The sequence below is a fragment of the Peptacetobacter sp. genome, assembly GCF_029264495.1.
In the GTDB taxonomy this organism is placed as follows: domain Bacteria; phylum Bacillota; class Clostridia; order Peptostreptococcales; family Peptostreptococcaceae; genus Peptacetobacter.
This window is the reverse complement of record NZ_JARIBH010000070.1, coordinates 1-22,726: the sequence shown is the minus strand read 5'-3', so window position 1 is coordinate 22,726 and position 22,726 is coordinate 1. Positions and strand designations below refer to the sequence as shown.

The following is a 22,726-nucleotide window of genomic DNA, read 5'->3' as shown; positions in this document are numbered from 1 at the left end:
CCAGTTGAATTGCTGGAGATTTTTTATACTAATCTTTATCTTTTAAAAATAAAAAATCTATAGATGATGTAAATAAATACAATAGAATAGAGAATAACACTTTTGTCTTAAAAGGTATATAAATAGATTTCATGATAGTATCTACAAATAAAAGTATTATTAAAACTAAAATAAATTCGATAAAAAATTCTAAGAATTTATAAAGAGATTCTGGCACAAAACCTTTGTAGTGTATAAAATCTAAAATAGGTGTACTTACAAAATCTAAAGGAATATTTAAACAAACAAATATAAGGAAAAATAAAAAAACTGATTCTATAGAGTTATACTCAAAACCAATAAGAGTTAGAAGTCCAACACCTATAAAAGTCATAATAAAATAAATAAAAGCAAATGAAACTATTATAACTAAAGAAAAAGTTATAATCATATTTATAATAGAATTTTTATCTTTTTTAGAAATTGAACTCACCTCCACCAAAATATTTTGATAATATAAATTTAAATAAACATCATCATTCTTAAAAATTCAAAATAATTATCTGTATTGAAGATAACAGTTTTTGTATCTTTTTTCAACATATTTGGATAAAAAGAAGCTTTATGTGCATCTTTATGTTCTCTGAATCTTATTTCAATTTCAAATTTATCAGGAAGAGCAATTTTACAATTTTCAAAATTACTAGATAATATATTTTTAGCATTATTTTTTATTAAATCTAATGCTATTTCAGGGTGCATAGAAATAGATGCACCACCATTGCCTTCTAGTACAGAAACTGTTGAAATATTTTTATTTAAATTTTTTGCCGATTCACATAAGGCTTTATCCCCACTTAAAAATACAACAGGAACATCAAAATATGCACTTGTAAATGCATTTATAATAAATTCAGAAACAAATTCTCCGTTTATTTTTATGTAATCAAATTTTAAATACATTGTATGTGATAATGGATTTTTATCAGAAAATGCTCCAGAATGGTATCCAACAAAAGCAACAGCATCAAATGATGAATCTAGACAAGACATCATACAAAGAGGGTCTTCTGTCCAACCTCTTATAAGTTTTATACCCGAAAGTTTTGGTAGCATATCATAAATAATATTTCTGCCGTCTTCATGAGCATCTTTAATTATAATTTCATCAAAACCAGATTCATATGCAGCTGTACAAACAGATGCGACTTCTTTTGACATTTGAATTCTAAAATTTTCCCATTCAGGATTATTTGTAAAAGTTTCATTCCAATCGACAATTCCACAAACTCCTTCTATATCAGCACTTATATAAAGTTTCATACTTTCCTCCTAAGTCAAATAATATTATGTACATATAATATTACCTTATTCTATTTAACTTTTATACAATTTTATAAATAATAATTAAAAAAAGTATTAAATTAAATAGATAAATATTTAAATTTCATAAAAATTAAGCTAAATTTCAAATAGATATGATATAATTTCTAATATAAAATCAAAAGTTTTATAAAATACAACTATATTGACAAAAGAAGTAAGTTTTTAGGAGGTATAAAATGTCTGAAATAATAGATTTTAATGAATTAAAAAATAAAGTAAAAGAATCAGATGTAGATAAATTTGAAAACTATATGTATAGTCTTTATACTGATGTATCTAGTGGAAAACTTAGTATGGCAGGTTTTTCTAGAAAAATGATGGAGTATATGAATAATAATAATATATCTCAAGAAAAATTTTATAAAATCCAACAAAAATTTATGGAAAGATATGGTATAGATACAAAAGAAATGGAAGATCAGCTTAAAAAATTTGGCTTAGATCCAGAAAAAATAGCTGGAATAAGCTCATCTAATCCATCACAAGAAAGTGTAAATCGGTATACAAGTGCATCAGGATTTTATGAGAAATACAGCCAAAAAATAAATATAAAAAATAGTATAACTTCATATATAAAAAATGATACAAATGATATAGAAGTTATTATAGATGAAAATAAAGTTATGCTTTGTAGCGATAAAAAAATAGATTTGAATGATAAAGAGCTTAATGAATTTTTACGGGCTTATAGAAATATGTTTAATGGAACTATAAGGGTAGTGATTTGCGAGACAACTAAGAAATATGACTACAAATAACCTTTATAATTTTATAAGGGGGAATTTAAAATGGAAATTAATGAAGGAAGAATGTCTATAAACTCAGAAAGATTAAAAAAAGCTGCTAGACATTGGACAAGTTTGCTAGAAGGATATAATAATATGGCAAAAATACCATTAGATTATTTTAATAAAGAAGAAAATGGTATTATATCAAAAGAGAAAATAATTGTAAATGAAAAAGATTATATGAAACTTAAAAAACTTTCTGAAAAATATAAAATAAATATAACAGATATAATAGAGTTTATTTATGGTCTTATTTTACAAGAATATACTTTTGAAAGAGATGTAATGTTTGGTAGTACAATGAATATAATTCCTGTAAGGATAGAAACTGAAGAAAAAGAGATTTTTATAGATGCACTCAAAAAATTTATATTACAAAAAAATAGTTCAAAAGAATTTTTAACTTATATGCTCTCAGAAATAGAAAAAAATAGTCCGTTAGATAATAAACTTATAAATACAATTTTTGTAAGTGGAAATGTAGATATGTATGCAAAAGATATGATAGATGATCTAATGAGATTGAAAAAATATGAATTTGCTGTAGATATGGTAGCTGGAGAGGGAACATTAGTTATAAGAACAAAGTATATGCCTTACAAATACAGTAAAGATACAGCAAAAAGAGTTTTATCAATGTTTGAAAAAGTGATTTCTCAAATTGTAGAAAATGAGTATATAGAGATGAATAAAATTAGATTTGTACCAGAAGAGGAAGAACTTAAGATTTTTGAAAAATTTAATATGAGTTGCCAAAAAAGACCTCCAGATATGACTTTTATGGATGGATTTTATGAGCAAGTAAAAAAAACACCAAATAATATAGCTATTAAAGATGATAAAGTTTCTATGACATATAAGGAATTAGATATTATTACAGAGAGATTAGCAGGTTATTTAAATAGTATAGGAATAAAAAGAGAAGACACAGTAGCATCTATTTTACCTAGAAATATAGGAGTTATAATAGCTGTTATAGGAATAATGAAATCTGGAGCATCTGTTTTTCCTATAGATATAAGTAATCCTACATTGAGAATGACATATTTATTAGAAGATAGCGATGCTAAATTGATTTTGACTTCAAAAAAATTAGTTAAAAAAATTCCAAATATGGATAAAAAATTATTGTTTATAGAAAATGAATCAATATTTAATACTGATTTGCCAATAACAGAAGATGTATATCCGGATAACTGTGCATATAGGATATCTACATCAGGTTCAACGGGAAGACCTAAGTGTATATCAATAGAACATAGAAGTCTTATGAATATGTGTATGTATGCTATAGATTATATAAATGCAAATGAGAAAGACATTTGTGGAGTATATTTAAGCTTTAGTTTTGATGCTGCAATAAAACAAATACTACCATATTTATTATGTGGTGCATCTGTTGATATAATTCCACAATCAGCAAGAGAAAATGAATATACAGTAAATGAGTATTGTGAAAAGAAGAAAATAACAATACTTGCAGTACCGACAATATTTGCAAAAAGATTTATAAAAAATTGTGATAATAAGTATTTAAGGGTACTTCAATCAGGTGGAGATAAATTAAAAGGATATAAAAAGAGAAACTATAAAATATACAATGAATATGGTCCAGCAGAATTTACTGTTATAGCTACATCTTTTTATGTAGATAAAGAATACGATAAAATTCCAATAGGTAAACCTATATACAATACATATGCATATATTTTTGATATGAATGGTAATATATGTCCTATAGGAGTTCCTGGAGAACTCTGTCTATCAGGAATACAAATTTCAAGAGGATATATGCATAAAGATGAACTTACAAAAGAAAAATTTGTAGAAAATCCATTCGCTTTTGATAAATATACAAAGTATATGTACAGAACAGGTGATTTAGCTAAGTGGTTAAAAGATGGAAATATTGATTGTATAGGAAGAATGGATAGTCAGGTTAAAATCAAAGGAATAAGAGTTGAAATATATGAAATAGAAAATACTATAAATAATATTCCAGAAATTAAAAGCTCAGTATGTGTTGCTAGAGTAGATGAAAAAGGAGAAACATATCTTAAAGCATTTTATGTATCTGATGAAGAGGTAGATCCTAAAAGGGTAAAAGAATATTTACAAATATCCTTACCTCCATATATGGTTCCAGATTATATTATGCAAATAGAAAAAATACCTGTTACTCCAATAGGAAAAGTAAACAAAAAAAAATTACCAAAGAAAAATATACCTATTTAATAAAATCCCTATATCAATTAGATATAGGGATTTTTACTTATAGATAAATACTTCTAAAAGTATTTTAAGGAAAAAATAAAGATTCTATAAAGATATAACATATTTCATTTACATATATATATCTAAGGACTAAAATAAATATATAAATAATATGTTTATATAAAAAATTTTTAATAAGATATAATTTTAATTGTATAAGAGGAGGTAAATAATATGAAAAAAAATAGAAAATTAAAAAAAGAATTTAAATTATTTATCACTATCGCTTCGGTTTTAATGCTTATATTTATATCAGTAAAAACTATTACCTATATTAATAATGAATCATTAAAAAATAATAAAGATTCTATCCATATAGAAAATAATAAAGATGAAAAAGTAAATAAAGAAATAGTTTCTATACCAGAAAATATAAATGATAATGATATAATAAAGTATTTGAAAGAATTTCAACATAGAGCAGAAAAAGATGAAAGATATAATGATGTAATTAAGAAATATAAAGAATATCCAAAAGATATATTAAATTTACTTTATAGAAATGATGAAACTATAGATTTTGTATTGAGTAAATCTGAATTTAAAATACCAAATTTATTTATTAAAATTGACCAACAATGTGGAAATGGTGTTATTCCTAAATTGCAACAATGGGATCCAAAATGGGGATATTTTAAATATGGTAATAATGTATTAGCTATAAATGGATGCGGACCTACAGCTGTATCTATGGTAGCTTCTGGACTTACAGGTAATAAAGGAATAACTCCAATAAAAGTTGCTAAATATAGCGATTCTAATGGATTTCATGAAGTATCTGGAACTAGTTGGAATTTAATGTCTGATGGAGTAAAAAAATTTGGAATAAAAGGTTGGAAAATAGATAATACAAAAGAAGAGTTTGTAAAAGCCTTAGAAAATAAAAATCCAATAATATGTAGTGTTGGACCAGGATTTTTCACTCAAGAAGGTCATTTTATAGTTATTTCGGGAATAAAAGATGGTAAACTGATAATACATGATCCAAATAGTATAAATAGAAGTGAAAAATTATGGAGATATGAAGATATATATAAGCAAATAAAAAGTGCTTGGGCTTACTCTAAAGATTAAAAGTGTATAAAATTTGTAACAAAATACCGATAAATCTATATTTAATAGAATAAATAGTGTATAATCTAAATATATAAAAGTATATAGAATTTATAATCTAAGAAAGCTTGTTGATATTATTAACAAGCTTTTATTGAAAATAAGGAGATATTATGAAATCGAATAAAGATATGGTATATGAACATATGCAAAGAATTTCCAATAAATATTATGGAAAAGAAAGGAAATTCTTTACAACAAAAGAGTTAGCAGAAGAATTAGAAATGCAAAGAAGCAATATAAGTTCAATTCTTAATACTCTTGTAAAAGAGAGAAAAGTAGAAAAAAGTTCTGGAAGACCAGTACTATACAGTATATTTAATTTAGAAGGTAAAAAAGAAGAAAATAGTTGTTTTAAAAAATTAATAGGGTATAAAAGTAGTCTAAAAAATCAAGTTCAACTTACTAAAGCTGCTTTACTATATCCAGAAAATAATTTAAATACAATAATAATTGGTGAACCTGGTTGTGGAAAGAGTTATTTCGCTTCACTAATGTATGAATTTGCAAAAAACAATAATGTTATAGATAAAGATTCTCCTTTTGTTGTATTTAATTGTAAAAATTATGAAGGAGAAGAGAGTAAAATACAAGAGGATTTATTTGGTATAAAAAATTATGAAAATAGTGCTCTTTATAAAGCAAATGGTGGAATACTATTAATAGATCATATAAATATTTTTACAGCCAAAGAGAGAGAACTTTTATTTAAAGTATTAGAAAGAATCGGAAACAATAAATATAAAATAATGATTATATGCACAGCAGATATGGATAATAAAAAAACAACATTAGAAGAATTTGCTTCTAACTTTTCAGTAAGAATAAATTTACCAAAGTTAGAGGAAAGAACTATGGTGGAAAGATTTAATTTAGTACAAAAATTCCTTATAAAAGAAGCGAGTAGAATGGGGAGAAAAATAAAAATAGATTCAGAACTGCTTAGAAGCATATTACTTTATAAATGTGATAGAAATATAAAACAACTTAGAGATGATATAAAGTTTGGTTGTGCAAATGCATATGTCAGAGAACATGAAAATAGTGATGAAGTAATTTATTTATATATAAGAGATTTCCCAACGAATGTTAGAAAAGGATTTTTATATTATAAAGAATATAGAGAGGAGATTGAAAATTTAATTCCTAAAAATTATTCATATACTTTTTCTGAAGAAAATATAGAAAAAGAGGAATATACTAAAATTATAAAAAATAATAAAAATATAAATATGTATGATATGATTGATTCTAAAATAATAGAATTAAAAGAAAGAGGAATAGATAATGAAGGAATAACAACTATAATAAATGCGGATATTTTAAGTAGTTTTAAAAATTTAACTAACAAGGTACAAAATAGTAAAATAGATAAGGATTATATATCAAAAGTTGTCGATATAAGAATAATAAATTTAGTTGAAAAATTCATAAAAGAAGCTTCAAATAGATTTGATAGAATTTATCCAGAAGCTGTATTTTATAGTTTATGTCTACATTTATCAGCTAGTTTAGAAAGAGATAATTCTCTACAAAGGTTAACTAATGGTCAGATAATGGAAGTTATAGAAAACTATAGAGAAGAATATACTTTTTGTATGAAATTTTGTGTAGAAATAGAAAAAGAATTTAATGTACGTTTACCAATAGATGAAATAGTATTTATAACTATGTTTATTTGTGAAAACATAACAACAGAAAGAAATACAAATAAGCCAGTAGTTCTAGTAGCTATACATGGAAACTCAGCAGCTTCGTCCATAGCAGATGTTGTAAATTCAATAACAAAAAACAACAATACATATGCTTATAATTTATCTTTTGATAAAGATATGAAAACAGCATATGATGAATTTAAAGAAGTTATACAAGAGATAGATAATGGAAAAGGTATTATAATGATATATGACATGGGGTCTATAAAGGCGATGGCAGAGATGATAAGTCAAGAAACTGATATAAAAATACGGATGTTAGAAGTACCTATAACATTGTTGGCAATAGACTGTTCTAGAAGAGTAAATATGACATCTTCTCTAGAAGAAGCATTTGAAGGGATGATAAATTCCTATCATGAAAATTATCCTATGATAAAAGATAGTTATGAAAGGAATAAAAATAACAAAGTGATTGTAACTTTGTGTATGAGTGGTAAAGGAGGAGCTATACAGATAAAAAAATATTTAGAAACACATTTAAAAGAAAAAAATATAGATATAATACCACTTGCTATAAATAATAGTGATTATTTACTTTCAGAACTTGAAAAAATAAGAAAAAAACAGACTATTTTATATATAATAGGCACATATGACCCTCAAGTATATGGAATACCATTTATTTCTGTATCAAAATTATTCCAAACTCCAGTTGAGAAATTAGATGTTCTTTTAGCACTAGAAAATGTTGAACTATCTGAAGCAATAGATTATAAGACAATAATAAATTATCTAGGAGAACAGTTTAAAGGCGTTGATATGAAACTTTTAGAAAAAGATTTATTAGAATCTATGAAAAAGATTAAAAAAATATCTAATGGACTCACTATAGATCAAGAAATAGGATTATTTATGCATATAGCATGTACAGTAAATCGAATGATTAACAAGGAAAAAATGTATGCAAATATACACAAAGCAAAGATATTAAGTAAAAATAAACAAATTTATAATCAATTAAAAGAAATACTAGAAGAAATAGAAATAGATTTCAATATACTATTTAATGATGATGAGCTTGCAAATATTATAAGTTTAATTAAGCAAATATAATTTAGTCATCAAATATGCATTATAAGAGAGATAATTAAATTTTAAAATTTAATTATCTTTTTTTGTGTATAAAATTTTCGACTATAAATAATCTTTAAAAAGAATAAAATTAATAAAAAATAAAATAATTACAATAAATTTACTTCTTTATGCTATTTTGAAAGATATAAGTGTATAAAAAATAAAACAAGTGTATAAAAAAATATGTTTTCCTAAAAAATGAAGTGTTTGACGGTTTATACATAAAAATGCATAATATAAACTGTAATCAGAAAAAATCAGAAAAAAGAAAGTAATTTATCAGGAGGATATAAAAATATGAACACTGAAACAATAGCAATGACAATAATAGCTTTTTCAGGAGATGCAAGAACAAAAGCATTCAATGCTCTTCAAGAAGCTAAAAAAGGAAATTTTGAAGAAGCTGATAGACTAATGGCAGAAGCTGATGAAAATGCTTTAAAAGCACATAATTCACAGACTGAATTATTAGTATCTGAAGCAAATGGTGAAAATCCAGAAATAAATGTTCTTTTAATACATTCACAAGATCATTTAATGACAAGTATGTTAGCACAAGATCTTATAAAAGAAATGATAGATATGTTAAAAAAAATGAACTAAGAAAATAAAATTTAAATTATAGTGAAAAGGAGAAATTATCATGAAAATATTATTAGTATGTGGTGCAGGAATGTCAACAAGTGTTTTAATGGGGAAAGTAAGAAAATGGGCAGCAGCAAATGGAGAAGATATAGTTATAGAAGCAACTGGACAGAATAACTATGAATCTGAATGGCATAAATATGATTGTATATTAACTGGTCCTCAGATAGCATATAAATTAAATGAAATAAAAGAAACTGTAAGTATACCAGTAGCACAGGTTCCAGCAATGGATTATGCAATGGGAAATGCAGCTAATGTTGTAAAACTTGCTCATGATATAACTGGAAAATAATAAAAAGATAAATATTTGGAGGAAATTGATGAGTAAAATAGAAAAATTTGCAAACTCTAAGTTTATGACTAAACTTAATGAAGGTAGTATAAAATTATCTCAAAGTCCAGCATTTTCAGCAATAGCAACGGGAATGGGATCAACAATGGGACTTATTATGGTTGGTGCTGTTATACAGATTATATGTGCTGTAATGAATTTAGTTTTTAAAGTTCCAATAGAAAGTACATTATATCAAACAGTATATATGCCATATAAATTAACAATGGGTCTTTTAGGTATGTTTATGTGCTTCTCATTAGCATATAATTATGCATCTAAATTCAAACTGTCAGCATTACAATCAGGATTTACTGCTTTAGTATGTTTTATATTAGTAAGTGCTCCTATACAGACTGTAACACAGGGGAAAATGAGTTTTGATGCACTTAACTTACAAGGATTAGGAGCAAACGGAATATTCGTTGCAATCCTTGTTGCATTATCAACTGTACGTATAACAAAAGTTGCCACTGAACGCAACTGGGTAATAAAAATGCCAGATGTTATACCAGAAGGTGTGTTAAATAGTTTTAATAATATAATACCTGCAGCTATAAATATAGCAGTTTGGTATGGTTTATCAATAGTAATATCTAATGCTACAAATGGAGCATCTACTTTATCAGGATTAATAACTTATGTTATATCTATACCTGTTAATTATTTAGTGTCTGTTCCAGGTATGGCAGTTGTAGCAATACTTTCAGCTATATCATGGTTCTTTGGAATACATGGAGGATCTGTTGTATTTACAGCTATAATGCCAGTATACTTTGCAGCATATGCAACAAATGCTCAATTAGCTGCAGCAGGACAGCCACTTGAATTTAATCCAGTATTCTTATATGGTGCATTAAGTATAATTGGTGGTTCAGGAAATGTATTAGGACTTGTATTATTAGGATTAAAGAGTAAATCTAAACAAATAAAAGCTATAAGTAAAGCATCAATAGTACCAGCTTTATTCAATATAAGTGAGCCAGTAGTATTTGGTTTCCCACTAATGTACAACCCTATATTACTTATACCATTTGCACTTAATCCAGTTATAGTTTTAGTATTAATGTATGGTGCTTGGCATTTTGGATTGATGGGATTACCTCAAGTATTACTTATGACTTGTTTACCAATTGTTCTTATGCCATTTTTAGTAAGTTTAGACATAAGAAACAGTATATTCTCAATATTAATGCTGCCAGTAACAACATTAATTTGGTATCCATTCTTTAAAGTTTATGAAAAACAATGTGTAGAAAAAGAAAAACAAGAAGAATTAGCTATGGAAGGATCTAATAATCCAGATATTGTTACCAATTAAGTTAATTGAATAATTGATATTAAATTAGGGAGTTCTAAATATTTAAAGAATTCCCTAATTTAGAATATTAAAATATTAAATTTATATAAAGGAGTATATAAATTATGGCAAAAAAAAGATTAGGAATTTCTATTTATCCAGAATATGCTTCAATGGAAGATAATTTAAAATATATAGAAACTGCCTCAAAATATGGATTTGATGTATTATTTTTAGCTCTTCAAGGTCAAAATGGAACAAAAGAAGAGATAATAGAAAGTTATAGACCTTATACAAAAAAAGCAAAAGAGCTAGGATTTGAAATATTTGCAGATGTAAACCCTATGTTTTTCGATGCAATAGGTGTAAATGTAAGTATGTTTAGAGGTCCTATAGATTTATCGTTCTTCAAAGAATTAGAAATAGATTCAATGCGTCTAGATTTAGGTCTTTCAGATTTAGAAGAAGCTTATTTAACTAAAAATAAAGATGGTATAAAAATATGTTTAAATGGAGCTAGTAGATGTGATCATGTAGGACATGTATTAGCAGCAGGTGGCGACCCTGAAAAATTAGTTGGATGCCATAACTACTATCCACATAGATATACAGGTGTTTCATTATCTTTCTTTAATGAAGGAACATCTAATTGGAAAAAGCACAATTTAAGATTACAGTCATTTGTATCATCTAATTCAGAAGATGCTTTTGGACCATGGGAAGTTACAGAAGGACTTCCAACTCTTGAGATGCATAGAGATTGGCCAATAGAATATCAAACAAAGCACTATCTTATGATGGGTACAGTAGACGATATAATAATAGGGAATTGTTTTGCAACAGAAGATGAATTATCAAAAATGGCTTCCGTTAATAATGAAAAAGTTACTTTTGATACTACATTAGTAGAAAATCTACCAGAAAAAATGAAAGAACGTTTAAAAATGCAACTTTCAAAAAGAGGAGATGAAAATGAATATATAATAAGAACTCTTGAAAGTAGAATGATGAGAGAAAATGTAGAACCATTTAATACAGTAGATATTAAAGCAGGAGATGTTTTAATTGATAATAAACTTTATGGTCAATATGCTGGAGAAGTTCAAATAGCATTAAAAGATATGAAAAACTATGGTAAAACAAATGTAGTAGGCCATATATCAGAAATAGATAAAGAGTTAATAAAATACTTAAAAGGTGGTCAGCCTTTTGAATTTAAATTTTAAGTATAAATTTATATAAATATCAGTATTAAGGGAGGAAGCAATTATGGGATTTCCTAAAGATTTTTTATGGGGTGGTGCAACAGCTGCCAATCAATGTGAAGGTGGATGGAATGTAGATGGAAAAGGTATAGCACTTTCAGATGTACAAACTGGAGGAAGTGTAAATGAACCTAGATATACAACTTATGTAACAAAAGATGGCGAAAGATGTAAAGCGCCAATGTTTGCTCCAGTTCCATCTGATGCTACATATGAAGTTTTTGAGGATTGCTATTATCCATATCATGAAGGTGTAGATTTTTATCATAGATATAAAGAAGACATAGCTTTATTAGCTGAAATGGGATTCAAAGTATTCCGTATGTCTATAGCTTGGACAAGAATATTCCCTAATGGTATAGAAGACGAACCAAATAGAGAAGGATTAGAATTCTATAGAAATGTATTTAAAGAATTAAAAAAATATAATATAGAACCATTAGTTACAATATTCCACTATGATATGCCATTATATATGGAACAAAATTTAGGTGGATGGACTAATAGAAAGTTAATTGATTTGTATACTAAATATGCAGAAACATTATTTAAAGAATATAAAGGACTAGTAAAATATTGGTTAACAATAAATGAAATAAATAGTACTATATTAATAAAAAACTATGTACCAAATATGAGTGAAGAAGAAATAAGAAGAAGATACCAAGAATTACATAATTTACTAGTTGCAAGTGCAAGAGCAGTTAAAGTAGGGCATGAAATAGATTCAGAAAATATGATAGGTGCAATGGTTGCAGGTGTATCTGGTTATCCGAGAACTTGTTCACCTGATGATGTTCTTGCAAATCAAAAAAGATCTCAAGATTTATTCTATTATACAGCAGACACAATGGTTAGAGGAGAATATCCAGCTTTTGCAGAAAGAATATGGAAAGAAAATGGAGTTAAATTAGAATTTGGCGAAAATGATGAAAAAGATTTAAAAGAGGGAACTGTAGATATGATGACATTCTCTTACTATTCAACATCTTGCACAAGTACAGATCCTAATGTAGAAAAAGCAAAAGGTAATTTTACAACTGGAGCGAAAAATCCTTATCTAAAATACAGTGAATGGGGATGGTCATTAGACCCAACAGGATTAAGAATCTTTTTAAATGATTTAAATGGAAGATACAATAATTTACCAATGATGGTTGTTGAAAATGGGCTTGGTGCTATAGATAAATTAGAAGAAGATGGAACTATACATGATCCATATCGTATAGAATACTTAAGAGAACATGTAAAGGCTATGGAGTTAGCATTAGAAGATGGTGTAAATTTAATTGGATATACTTCTTGGGGATGTATAGATTTAGTGAGTGCTTCAACTGGTGAAATGAAAAAAAGATATGGATATATATATGTAGATAGAAATAATGATGGTTCTGGAACAATGAACCGTTATAAAAAAGATTCATTCTATTGGTACAAAAAATGTATAGAATCAAATGGAGAAGAAATATAATAAAAATTTTAAACCAATCTCAAAAAAAGACTATTGCAATTTGCAATAGTCTTTTTTATATAAGATTTAAATTAATCTTAAAGTAGATACTTTAAGAGACTACTGATTAAAACTATCAGCTAATTCATTTAAATATTCCCAACGTTCATATTTATATTCCAATTCTTTTTCCAATTCTGCCTTTTCATTCATAATTTCTTGTAATTTTGTAAAATCAGTAGCATACATAACAGTACTTTCTTCTAAAGCGGAAATTTTTTTCTCTAATTGTTCAATATCAGAATCTATAGAATCAAATTCTTTTTGTTCTTTATAAGAGAATTTTGTTTTTTTATCTACTTTAGTTTTTTCAATTACAGGTTCTTTTTTTTGTTTTATAGATTTTTCAGGTTTAGAATCCTCAAATTCAATTCCTTCAATTTCTCTAAATATAGAATAGTCACTATAATTACCTGTGAATATAAATATTCTACCATTTCCTTCATATGCAAAGATTTTATTACATATTCTATCAAGGAAATACCTATCATGAGAAACCGTTATAACAACACCATCAAACTCATCTAAATAATCTTCAAGTCTTTTTAATGTTTCTATATCTAAATCATTTGTAGGCTCATCTAGAAGAAGTACATTTGGAGCACCCATAAGAACTCTTAATAGATGAAGTCTTCTTCTTTCGCCACCAGATAGTTTTTCAATAAGTGCATATTGAAGTGTACTATTAAATAAAAAACGCTCACACATCATTGATGCTGTTATTCTAGTACCATCAGCTGTAGTTATATAGTCGCTTTCCTCTTTTATATAATCAATAGCTTTCATATTAGGGTCCATATGAGAATCGTCTTGAGAGAAACATCCCATTTTTACAGTTTCTCCAATTTCTATACTACCAGTGTCAGGTTCTAATTTGCCATTCAAAATATTAATAAGTGTGGATTTTCCGAGTCCATTTTTACCTACAATACCAATTCTATCAGTTCTAGCTAATGTATACTCTAAATCGTCTATTACTTTTTTTCCATCAAAACTTTTAGATATATTTTTAATTTCTATTATCTTTTTACCAAGTCTACTAGAAGCAACAGAAATATCTATTTTTTCATCTTCTTTTATTACATCTTTATTTATAAGTTCATCGAATCTTTGAAGTCTAGCTTTTTGTTTAGTTGTTCTTGCTCTAGCACCTCTTTTTACCCATTTCAATTCGTTTCTAATAAGATTTTGTCTTTTATCTTCCATACTAGATTCTAATTGAAGTCTTTCCATTTTTTTCTCTAGAAATAAAGTATAATTACCTTCATAGCTAAATAATCTTCCCTTATCAAGTTCTAATATTCTATTAGTAACTCTATCAAGAAAATATCTATCATGAGTAATCATTAATAAAGAACCTTTTCTATTATTTAAGTATTCTTCAAGCCAATCTATAGTATCACTATCTAAATGGTTTGTAGGTTCATCTAATACAAGTAGTTCACAAGGTGTTATAAGAGCAGATGCCAAAGAAATTCTTTTTTTCTGACCACCAGAAAGTTCAGATACTTTTTGATCAAAATTATCTATTCCAAGTTTAGTAAGGACAGATTTTGCATCATTCTCTAAGTCCCAAAGATTCATAGTATCTATCTGTTCTTGAACTTTTATAAGCTCATTATTTGTATCATCAGAATAATCTCTTTCTAATTTTTTTAATAAATCTTGATATCTTCCAAGAAGATTGAGTTCTTTAGATTCAGCCTTAAAAACTTGCTCAAGAACGGTTGCATTTTCATCATAATCAGGACTTTGAGGTAAGTATTCTATTCTAACACGATTAGCTTTTGTTATTTTTCCACTATCAATATCTTCAGCACCAGCGACAATTTTTAAAAGAGTAGATTTACCAGTACCGTTTATACCGATAAGTCCTATTTTCTCACCATCATTAATACCAAAAGATAAATTTTCAATAAGTTTTTTTTCTGAGTAACTTTTACATATATTTTCAAAAGTAATTAAATTCATAATATCTCCTTGCAATTAATAAAATTTTAATTTGTATTTATATTATATAATAATTTTATTAATAATATTTATTTTCTTTTTTTATTTCTTCAATAGTTTCACCTATTATTTTTATACCTTTATCTATATTTTCAAGAGAAAGTCTAGATAAACCAAGTCTTAGAGTATCATATCCGCTATCATCTGTAAAGAATAGATCTCCAGGCATAAAAATAACTTTTTTTTGATAACATCTATCTAATAATTCTCTTGAATTTATGTTTTTTAATTTTATAAATATATGAAGACCGCCATCTCCTAAAACATATTCATTATCAATATATTTTTGAACGCATTGATAAGCAAAATTAAATTTTTCACCATAAACTTTTCTGATTTTTTTTATATATTTTTCAAATTTACCACTATTTAAATAATCAAAAAGTATTCCTTGATCTAAAAAAGAAGTATGTATATTTCTACATCTTTTTACACTGATGAGTTTATTGATTATTTTTTTATTCGCATATATCCAACCTATTCTCATACCGGGGAAAAGTATTTTGGAAAAACTACCAATATAGATAATTCCATTACCAGATGTATCAAATGATGATAATGGAAATATATGAGAACTAGAATATAATAATTCTTCATTAAAACCATCTTCAATTATAGGAATTGTATATTCTTTCATTAAATTATAAAATCTAAGTCTATTTTTAGGGTTCATAACATTTCCAGTTGGATTATGATAAGAAGGCGTTATATAAGCAAACTTTATTTTTTTATTGTACATTTTTAATGTTCTTTCAAGCATATCAAAATCAAGACCATTTTTATCTATGTCTATACCTTTTATATCTATTCCATAGGATTTCATAATTTTAATAGAAGTATTATGAGTTGGATTTTCACAGATTATTATATCTCCTGGATTAGTAAAAGTAGATAAAATTATATCAAAAGCTTCAGTAAATCCATTTGTGATAAGAGATGTCTTGTAAGTTGAAAAAGAACCCTTTTTTTTCATATATTCACTTAAAAAATCTATAAGAGGCTTATATCCTTGTGCATAGCCATAATTTAAAAGTTTATGACTTTCAATTGAAATTCTGTTCATAAAGGATTTTTTAAATTCTTCCATATCAAATAAATCACCATCAGGAGATATACTTTTAAAAGATATTAAATCAGAGCTCCATGGAATTTCATTTTTTACAATATCCAATTCATTTGCTGTTTTAGAAAAATTATTTTCAATTTTATCCCAATCTATATTCCAGTTAGAAGGAGATATAAATTTTTCGGAATTTATAAAAGTACCCTTACCTTTTAAGGAATATATAAATCCATCAGCTTTCAATTCATCGTAAGCAGCGATTACAGAATTTCTGCTAACATTTAAAATAGAAGAAAGTTCTCTAGTTGATGGCAATTTGCTATTGTTTGGCAAAAGTCCTAAATTTATTAGAGAACTTAAATAATTTTTAATTTGTATATATATAGGAAGATTTCCTTCTAACTTAAAATCTGAAAAAATCAAATAATCACCCTCTAAAAATAAATATTTTCTAATAAAGCTAAAATAAAAATAAATATTTTAGCCATTATAATATTAAATGTGTTATTTCATAACAATATACATATTTTAAACAAATATATATAACTATTATACTTTAAAACATCAAGTTAGACAAAATAAAAACGCCGATTTAAATTTTAAATCGACGTTTAAATATATTTAGAATATTATTTTAAAGAGCAATCTATTAATTTATCTAATAGCTGAGAGTAAGAAATTCCTCTAGCTGCGGCACTTCTTGGAATTAAACTAGTTGCTGTAAGTCCAGGAAGAGTATTTAATTCAAGTACATAAGGTATTCCATTGCTTATTATAAAATCAACTCTAACATAAGCTCTACAATTAAAAGCATCCCAACACATTTTTGAATACTCATTTAATTTATTTTGAAGAGATTCTTCTAAATAAACAACTTCTTCAACAGCACCATTGTCTGAAGAATACTTAGCTTCAAAGTCAAAGAATTCTTGTTCTGATTTGATTGAAACTGTAGGGAAAACTTCACCATCAAGAATAAATGAAGTACATTCTTCTCCAGGAAGATATTGTTCTATCATTACTTCCGTATCAACTTCAAGGCCTTGTCTAACAGCGTCTTCTATTTTTGATTTTTCTTTTATCATAAAAGTAGCAACACTAGATCCTCCAGAATTAGGTTTAACAAAAACTGGATATCCCATTTCTTCTATTCTATTGTAATCTATATCGTCTATTGATTTAACTGTAATCCAATCAGCAGTTGGAATACCAGAAGATTTACATATCTTTTTAGATATATTTTTGTCCATACACATAGCACTACTTAAAGGACCACATCCTGAATAAGGTATATCTCTAGTTTCTAAAACTGACTGAACACATCCATCTTCACCGAATTTACCATGAAGTGCTAAAAATGCAAAATCTACATCATCGGGTATTTTTGTTATTATATCTGTTTTTTCATCTATCACAACTTTTATTGGTTCATATTTTTCTCTATCTAAACTTTCGAATACACCAGAACCTGATTTAAGAGAGATTTCTCTTTCTGAAGATATTCCACCCATTATAACTGCTATTTTCTTTTTCAATTATTTCACTCCCTTTATATATTTCATATTATAAATTTATATTCTATTAATTATCCAAAAATAAATTTCATATCTCATGTTTAATATTATATTTCTAAATATTAACAGAATAAAGAACCACTTACTCCTTAGTTTAGGGAGATAGTGGTTCTTTATATTATAATATATTTTCTATGATTTGTAATAATATCATAAAGAAAAATATTTTTAGTTATTTGAAAAAGCAATTTTATTTTGATAAAATTAATTTATAAAATTAAAATAAGGAGTGAGGTATATTGAAAGCAGAATTAATATCAGTAGGTACAGAATTACTACTTGGAGATATAGTAAATACAAATGCACAATATTTATCAAAAGAATTAGCATCACTAGGGATAGGAGTATTTAATCAGAGCACAGTAGGCGATAATCCTAAAAGATTATTAGAATGTTTTGAAGAAGCTTTAAAAAGAAGTGACCTCGTAATAACAACAGGAGGACTAGGTCCTACAAAAGATGATTTAACAAAAGAAATTGCAGCAGAGTATTTTAATCAAAAAATGGAACTACATGAAGAATCTTGGGAATATATAAAAGAAAGATGTAGAATGTTTGCACCAAATAAACCTATTCCTGAAAATAATAAAAAACAAGCTTATTTTCCTAAAGAAGCAACAGTTATAAAAAATAATAATGGAACTGCACCTGGAGCTATTTTTGAAAAAGATGGCAAAAGAATAATAGTTCTTCCTGGACCACCAAGAGAAATGAAGGCTATGTTCAAAGAAAGTATAAAACCATTTTTGAAACAATTTACAGATAGTATTTTAGTATCTAGAGTATTAAGATTTAATGGTATAGGAGAATCTTCTTTAGAAATGGAAATAGAGGATATACTCGATGAACAAACAAATCCAACAGTGGCATTATATGCAAAAGAAATGGAAGTTATTATAAGAATAACTGCAAAGGCAAAAAATGATGAAGAAGCGAAAATAATGTTGGATAACAAAGTAAGAGAACTAAGAAATAGAGTTGGAAAATATATATATGCTGAAGGTGGAGAAGAAATAGTAGATGGAGAATCTGTAATAGAAGAAACAGTAGCAAAATTACTTGTTGAAAAGAATTTAACAGTAGCAACAGCAGAATCTTGTACAGGAGGTTTAGTTGCTGCTACATTAATAAATTATCCAGGAATATCAGATGTATTTCTTGAAGGATGTGTAACTTATTCTAATGAGGCTAAAGTTAAAAGGCTTGGAGTATCAGAAGAAACATTAAATAAGTATGGAGCAGTTAGTCCTCAAACAGCAAAAGAAATGGCAGAAGGAATAAGAAAAGAACTAGGTGCTAATATAGGTCTATCTACAACTGGAATTGCAGGACCAGGTGGAGGTACAGAAGAAAAACCAGTAGGTCTTGTATATACAGCAATATCAATAAATGGAGAAACTATAGTAAGAGAAAATCATTTTTCTGGTGATAGAAGAAAAGTTAGACTAAAAGCAGTAAAACAAATACTAATAGATTTAAAAAATATTATTGATGAAATATAAAGTAAATTAGAATTATTGAGTAATTAAAAAGGAAGTAAAGTATGATAAAATATATTTTTTGTGATTTAGATGGAACATTATATAAAAATGGTATAAGTGAAGAAGATGTAAAAGCTATAAAAAAATTTGAAGAAAATGGAGGAATATTTAATATTGCTACAGGAAGAATATTTAAGCAAGGGTATAATATGATTAAAAAATGTTTTTCTTTAAATGGATACTTTATAGCTGAAAATGGATCGTTTATATATAATAGTGATTTAGATATGATATTTAAAGGAACTATAAATGATGAATTAGCTAAAGAAATTATTGATGAGTTTCATAAAATTGATAAAAATAAAGAAGCAGATGCACAAATTTATTTTAAATATAAAGGAGAAACAGTAGTTCTTACACCGAGTAGTGCATTTAGTACATATTCTAAGGATTTTATTGTAGATCCAGAATTTGATAAAAGAGATTCTTTCGATAATATGATTGGAAATATTGGCGTTGTATGTAATGATGAAGATGAGTTAATAATGATTGAAGAAAAGTTAAAAGACAATTTAAAAGATAAAGTTGACATATATTTTTCTAGTGAAACAACAATAAATTTAGTTCCTAAAGGAGTATCCAAAAAAGATGCAATAGAATTTCTTTTAAAAAAAGACAATATAAATCCTAAAGAAGTTGCTACAATAGGAGATTCTCCAAATGATATAAGTATGATAAGTGGATTTGAAAATGGGTTTGCTATGTCAAATGGTAGAGAAGATGTAAAAAAATCTGCAAAATATATAGTAGATAGTGTATCAGAAGCTATAGATATAACTTTAAATATAAAGTAAAATAAATAATAAATTATAAAAATAAATAATAGATTGATGATATAAAAAGTAGCTTTAAAACTTAGCTACTTTTTTATTGCTCAATTAGTAGGTATTTATAAATAAAAAAATAATGGGAAGCCTGTGCATGACCTCCCCAATAAATAACAATATCTATGCTATTTTTAAAGTTGCATTAGTGTTTGATAGAATATTACCTAAAACAAAATCAGTAACACTATTGCATATATAAGTAGAAAACATAAGATCGTTTTCTATATAATTTCCATTACTTTTGTATTGGCTATATAGAGTATTGAAGAAAGCTTCAAATTTGCCTTCTTGAATATCTCCATCACCTTTGATTTTTACTAAATCAGTTTCTTTAGCTTTAGCAGCAAGTTCTCTTTCATACAAAACGTGTTTATTCATACTATGTTTAAATTCCCATCTTTCACTGTGAGCGACACAGAAGAAATCACATAAGAAGTGACAAATAACACCTAATTCTTGACTTAATCTGCTTGTAGAAAATACTTTTGATAAATATTCTAAAGTTAGACTACTTAAATACTTTATCTTTTCTATAATCATATTTAAAGATTCTTCCATATAATGTTTTTTTAATTTATATTTAGAAAATGCATCTGGTTTTACATTTCCATATATAAAGTTTTTTTCGCTTATTAACACTGATTTATTATTATCCATATTTTCTAATACTGATTTAGCAATCTGAAAGTGTGTGTTCATTAGCATTTTTTCTCTGCACCTCGTAAGAAATTTTTTGTTTAGATTATTAAAAATCCCAAATAGAGAAGAATATATAATCTTAAACTCACACAAAATATTTATAAATTTTGTGATAAGATATGCAACTGCATCTCTTTAATAAAAGGATAGCAGAAAAGAATAGATTTTACAAGGTATATGAAAGAAAAAAATCATTTTTAATTTTTATAAAAAAAATAAAAATTTAAAAATTAACATAATAAAAAATAAAATATTGAAATTTTAATGTTTTTAAGAGGGTGATTTTTTGTATATATTTTTCAGAATAAAGTATTTATTTTTAAAAATGAAATTTATAATATGATATTATTCATTATTAGCGGTAATATAAAGATACATTTATATTTAATTTTAAAAAAAATATATTGATTTATATTTAAATTTTCTAGGAAATTTGTAAATAAGATTATTAAATATATAATAAAAGATAAATATATATTTTATTGTAGTAATTATATGACAAAAAATTTTATACAGAAATGAATTATTGTTAACTTTATATATTATTTTTTAGAAATATTATATAAACTATATAAAATATATATTTTCTTATAATATAAATATAAATTAAAATTTACCAAATATTAAAAAATAAATTAGAAATAATATAAGAAAAATTAAGAATTATTAAAGATAAAAAAGGTATAATAAAAATATAATCAAATATTATATATAAGACATAAATTGTTTTATTAAAGGAGTTTTTATTATGGAATATATTCAAAATTTATTATATATAGCACAAGATAATATATTTTTATCGATAGCAGCAGGTCTTTTTAGTGCATTTATAGAAAGTTTTTTACCAGCACTTCCACTTGTGGCAATAGTTTCTGCAAATGCAGCTATATTAGGTATGATAAAAGGATTAATAATATCTTGGATAGGATCAGGATTGGGAACAACGGGATTATTTTTGATTGTTTCAAAATTTAGGAATATAAAAATATTAAAGTGGTTATTGAAAAATAATAAAGTAGATTCAATAATAGATTGGGTTGATAAAAAGGGATTTTCTATTCTATTTTTAGCATATGCGTGTCCATTTATGCCTAGTTGCCGGGCAACTTTAGCATCTGCACTATGTGGTAAGAAAAAATTAATTGATTTTATTCCACCTATGCTTTCTGGAAAATTTGTAATGTTTGTAATTATAAGTTATATTTCAGAAGATATAATTGGATTTATACACAATCCTATTAAAATAGCTTTGTTCTTAGGACTTACTTTAATATCTTGGATTATAGGTAAAAGATTTAATAAAAAACTTGAAATGCATGAGGAAGAAATTGAAGCAGGTTTGGAAAAATTTGAAGAAAATACTAAAAAAATAAAAGAAAAGAAAGAATTAAAAAAAGAACTAAAGAAAGAGAATAAAAGAGAGAAAAAGAATAAAAATAGATAAATTACACATTTATTAAAAATATTTATTAAAAATAAATAATTTAAAACAGCAAATATGATAATTTTACTTGTTGAAATTGTATGAAATAGAATATTTTTGTATAAATTTTAAAAATAATAGTTATATCAAATGAAACTTATCCTTATTTGTTGTATAATTTAAAATATAGATTTTTAAATAAG

The 22,726-nt window shown here is 25.8% G+C and carries 18 protein-coding genes; 12 read left to right on the top strand and 6 right to left on the bottom strand.

What is annotated here, in order from left to right; genetic code table 11:
* Positions 1–28: 28 nt before the first annotated feature.
* Both Q1J78_RS06685 and Q1J78_RS06680 read right to left on the bottom strand, forming a co-directional pair.
* The gene (locus Q1J78_RS06685; protein WP_301118253.1) at positions 29–430 is read right to left on the bottom strand and encodes a YrvL family regulatory protein; all 402 of its coding nucleotides are present in this window, start codon (positions 428–430) and stop codon (positions 29–31) included.
* 71 nt (positions 431–501) lie between these two features.
* Positions 502–1,302, bottom strand: a complete 801-nt coding sequence (locus Q1J78_RS06680; RefSeq protein ID WP_300276078.1) for a M55 family metallopeptidase — start codon at positions 1,300–1,302, stop codon at positions 502–504.
* Positions 1,303–1,541: 239 nt separating this feature from the next.
* Here Q1J78_RS06680 and Q1J78_RS06675 point away from each other — a divergent pair, with 239 nt between their 5' ends.
* The 9 genes from Q1J78_RS06675 (at position 1,542) to Q1J78_RS06635 (ending at position 13,347) form a co-directional block, all read left to right on the top strand.
* Positions 1,542–2,123: a DUF3867 family protein gene (locus Q1J78_RS06675; RefSeq protein WP_300276076.1), complete on the top strand. Its 582-nt coding sequence runs from the start codon at positions 1,542–1,544 to the stop codon at positions 2,121–2,123.
* A 30-nt stretch (positions 2,124–2,153) separates the two neighbouring features.
* Positions 2,154–4,388, top strand: a complete 2,235-nt coding sequence (locus Q1J78_RS06670; RefSeq protein WP_300276074.1) for an amino acid adenylation domain-containing protein — start codon at positions 2,154–2,156, stop codon at positions 4,386–4,388.
* Between the two features lie 213 nt (positions 4,389–4,601).
* Entirely contained in the window at positions 4,602–5,501 is a 900-nt protein-coding gene (locus tag Q1J78_RS06665) for a C39 family peptidase (protein WP_300276072.1), read from the top strand.
* A 152-nt stretch (positions 5,502–5,653) separates the two neighbouring features.
* Positions 5,654–8,311, top strand: coding sequence for a PRD domain-containing protein (locus Q1J78_RS06660; RefSeq protein WP_300276070.1), 2,658 nt, complete (start codon positions 5,654–5,656; stop codon positions 8,309–8,311).
* 318 nt (positions 8,312–8,629) lie between these two features.
* Positions 8,630–8,935, top strand: a complete 306-nt coding sequence (locus tag Q1J78_RS06655; RefSeq protein WP_300276068.1) for a PTS lactose/cellobiose transporter subunit IIA — start codon at positions 8,630–8,632, stop codon at positions 8,933–8,935.
* Between the two features lie 40 nt (positions 8,936–8,975).
* The gene (locus Q1J78_RS06650) at positions 8,976–9,272 is read left to right on the top strand and encodes a PTS sugar transporter subunit IIB (protein WP_300276066.1); all 297 of its coding nucleotides are present in this window, start codon (positions 8,976–8,978) and stop codon (positions 9,270–9,272) included.
* A gap of 28 nt (positions 9,273–9,300) precedes the next feature.
* Positions 9,301–10,632 carry a PTS sugar transporter subunit IIC gene (locus Q1J78_RS06645; RefSeq protein WP_300276064.1) on the top strand — a complete coding sequence of 444 codons (1,332 nt, stop codon included), beginning with the start codon at positions 9,301–9,303 and terminating at the stop codon, positions 10,630–10,632.
* Between the two features lie 104 nt (positions 10,633–10,736).
* Positions 10,737–11,837, top strand: a complete 1,101-nt coding sequence (locus tag Q1J78_RS06640) for a DUF871 domain-containing protein (protein WP_300276062.1) — start codon at positions 10,737–10,739, stop codon at positions 11,835–11,837.
* A 43-nt stretch (positions 11,838–11,880) separates the two neighbouring features.
* Complete coding sequence (locus Q1J78_RS06635) at positions 11,881–13,347, top strand: glycoside hydrolase family 1 protein (RefSeq protein WP_300276060.1); 1,467 nt, start codon at positions 11,881–11,883, stop codon at positions 13,345–13,347.
* A 99-nt stretch (positions 13,348–13,446) separates the two neighbouring features.
* Here Q1J78_RS06635 and Q1J78_RS06630 read toward each other — a convergent pair whose 3' ends face one another.
* The 3 genes from Q1J78_RS06630 to Q1J78_RS06620 form a co-directional block, all read right to left on the bottom strand.
* Positions 13,447–15,357, bottom strand: a complete 1,911-nt coding sequence (locus Q1J78_RS06630; RefSeq protein WP_300276058.1) for an ABC-F family ATP-binding cassette domain-containing protein — start codon at positions 15,355–15,357, stop codon at positions 13,447–13,449.
* Between the two features lie 58 nt (positions 15,358–15,415).
* Complete coding sequence (locus tag Q1J78_RS06625) at positions 15,416–16,882, bottom strand: aminotransferase-like domain-containing protein (protein ID WP_300276056.1); 1,467 nt, start codon at positions 16,880–16,882, stop codon at positions 15,416–15,418.
* Positions 16,883–17,088: 206 nt separating this feature from the next.
* Positions 17,089–17,994, bottom strand: coding sequence for a D-alanine--D-alanine ligase (locus Q1J78_RS06620; RefSeq protein ID WP_300276054.1), 906 nt, complete (start codon positions 17,992–17,994; stop codon positions 17,089–17,091).
* A 278-nt stretch (positions 17,995–18,272) separates the two neighbouring features.
* On the opposite strand from Q1J78_RS06620, the gene Q1J78_RS06615 reads away from it, so the two are divergent.
* Together Q1J78_RS06615 and Q1J78_RS06610 are read left to right on the top strand one after the other, a co-directional pair.
* Positions 18,273–19,535 (top strand): competence/damage-inducible protein A, encoded by a 1,263-nt coding sequence (locus Q1J78_RS06615; protein WP_300276052.1) that lies wholly within the window; start codon positions 18,273–18,275, stop codon positions 19,533–19,535.
* A gap of 41 nt (positions 19,536–19,576) precedes the next feature.
* Positions 19,577–20,368 (top strand): Cof-type HAD-IIB family hydrolase, encoded by a 792-nt coding sequence (locus tag Q1J78_RS06610; RefSeq protein ID WP_300276050.1) that lies wholly within the window; start codon positions 19,577–19,579, stop codon positions 20,366–20,368.
* Between the two features lie 153 nt (positions 20,369–20,521).
* On the opposite strand, the gene Q1J78_RS06605 is transcribed toward Q1J78_RS06610, so the two are convergent.
* Positions 20,522–21,106 carry a zinc dependent phospholipase C family protein gene (locus Q1J78_RS06605; RefSeq protein ID WP_300276048.1) on the bottom strand — a complete coding sequence of 195 codons (585 nt, stop codon included), beginning with the start codon at positions 21,104–21,106 and terminating at the stop codon, positions 20,522–20,524.
* 742 nt (positions 21,107–21,848) lie between these two features.
* Here Q1J78_RS06605 and Q1J78_RS06600 point away from each other — a divergent pair.
* Positions 21,849–22,544: a TVP38/TMEM64 family protein gene (locus tag Q1J78_RS06600; RefSeq protein ID WP_300276046.1), complete on the top strand. Its 696-nt coding sequence runs from the start codon at positions 21,849–21,851 to the stop codon at positions 22,542–22,544.
* The last annotated feature ends 182 nt before the right edge of the window (positions 22,545–22,726 follow it).

Bases quoted from the DNA above. Each gene is read 5' to 3' on its own strand.
- Q1J78_RS06680 (WP_300276078.1), bottom strand. From the start codon at position 1,302: ATGAAACTTTATATAAGTGCTGATATAGAAGGAGTTTGTGGAATTGTC.
- Q1J78_RS06645 (WP_300276064.1), top strand. From the start codon at position 9,301: ATGAGTAAAATAGAAAAATTTGCAAACTCTAAGTTTATGACTAAACTT.
- Q1J78_RS06600 (WP_300276046.1), top strand. From the start codon at position 21,849: ATGGAATATATTCAAAATTTATTATATATAGCACAAGATAATATATTT.
- Q1J78_RS06675 (WP_300276076.1), top strand. From the start codon at position 1,542: ATGTCTGAAATAATAGATTTTAATGAATTAAAAAATAAAGTAAAAGAA.
- Q1J78_RS06650 (WP_300276066.1), top strand. From the start codon at position 8,976: ATGAAAATATTATTAGTATGTGGTGCAGGAATGTCAACAAGTGTTTTA.
- Q1J78_RS06670 (WP_300276074.1), top strand. From the start codon at position 2,154: ATGGAAATTAATGAAGGAAGAATGTCTATAAACTCAGAAAGATTAAAA.
- Q1J78_RS06635 (WP_300276060.1), top strand. From the start codon at position 11,881: ATGGGATTTCCTAAAGATTTTTTATGGGGTGGTGCAACAGCTGCCAAT.
- Q1J78_RS06660 (WP_300276070.1), top strand. From the start codon at position 5,654: ATGAAATCGAATAAAGATATGGTATATGAACATATGCAAAGAATTTCC.
- Q1J78_RS06605 (WP_300276048.1), bottom strand. From the start codon at position 21,106: ATGCTAATGAACACACACTTTCAGATTGCTAAATCAGTATTAGAAAAT.
- Q1J78_RS06630 (WP_300276058.1), bottom strand. From the start codon at position 15,357: ATGAATTTAATTACTTTTGAAAATATATGTAAAAGTTACTCAGAAAAA.
- Q1J78_RS06665 (WP_300276072.1), top strand. From the start codon at position 4,602: ATGAAAAAAAATAGAAAATTAAAAAAAGAATTTAAATTATTTATCACT.
- Q1J78_RS06640 (WP_300276062.1), top strand. From the start codon at position 10,737: ATGGCAAAAAAAAGATTAGGAATTTCTATTTATCCAGAATATGCTTCA.
- Q1J78_RS06610 (WP_300276050.1), top strand. From the start codon at position 19,577: ATGATAAAATATATTTTTTGTGATTTAGATGGAACATTATATAAAAAT.
- Q1J78_RS06655 (WP_300276068.1), top strand. From the start codon at position 8,630: ATGAACACTGAAACAATAGCAATGACAATAATAGCTTTTTCAGGAGAT.
- Q1J78_RS06685 (WP_301118253.1), bottom strand. From the start codon at position 430: ATGATTATAACTTTTTCTTTAGTTATAATAGTTTCATTTGCTTTTATT.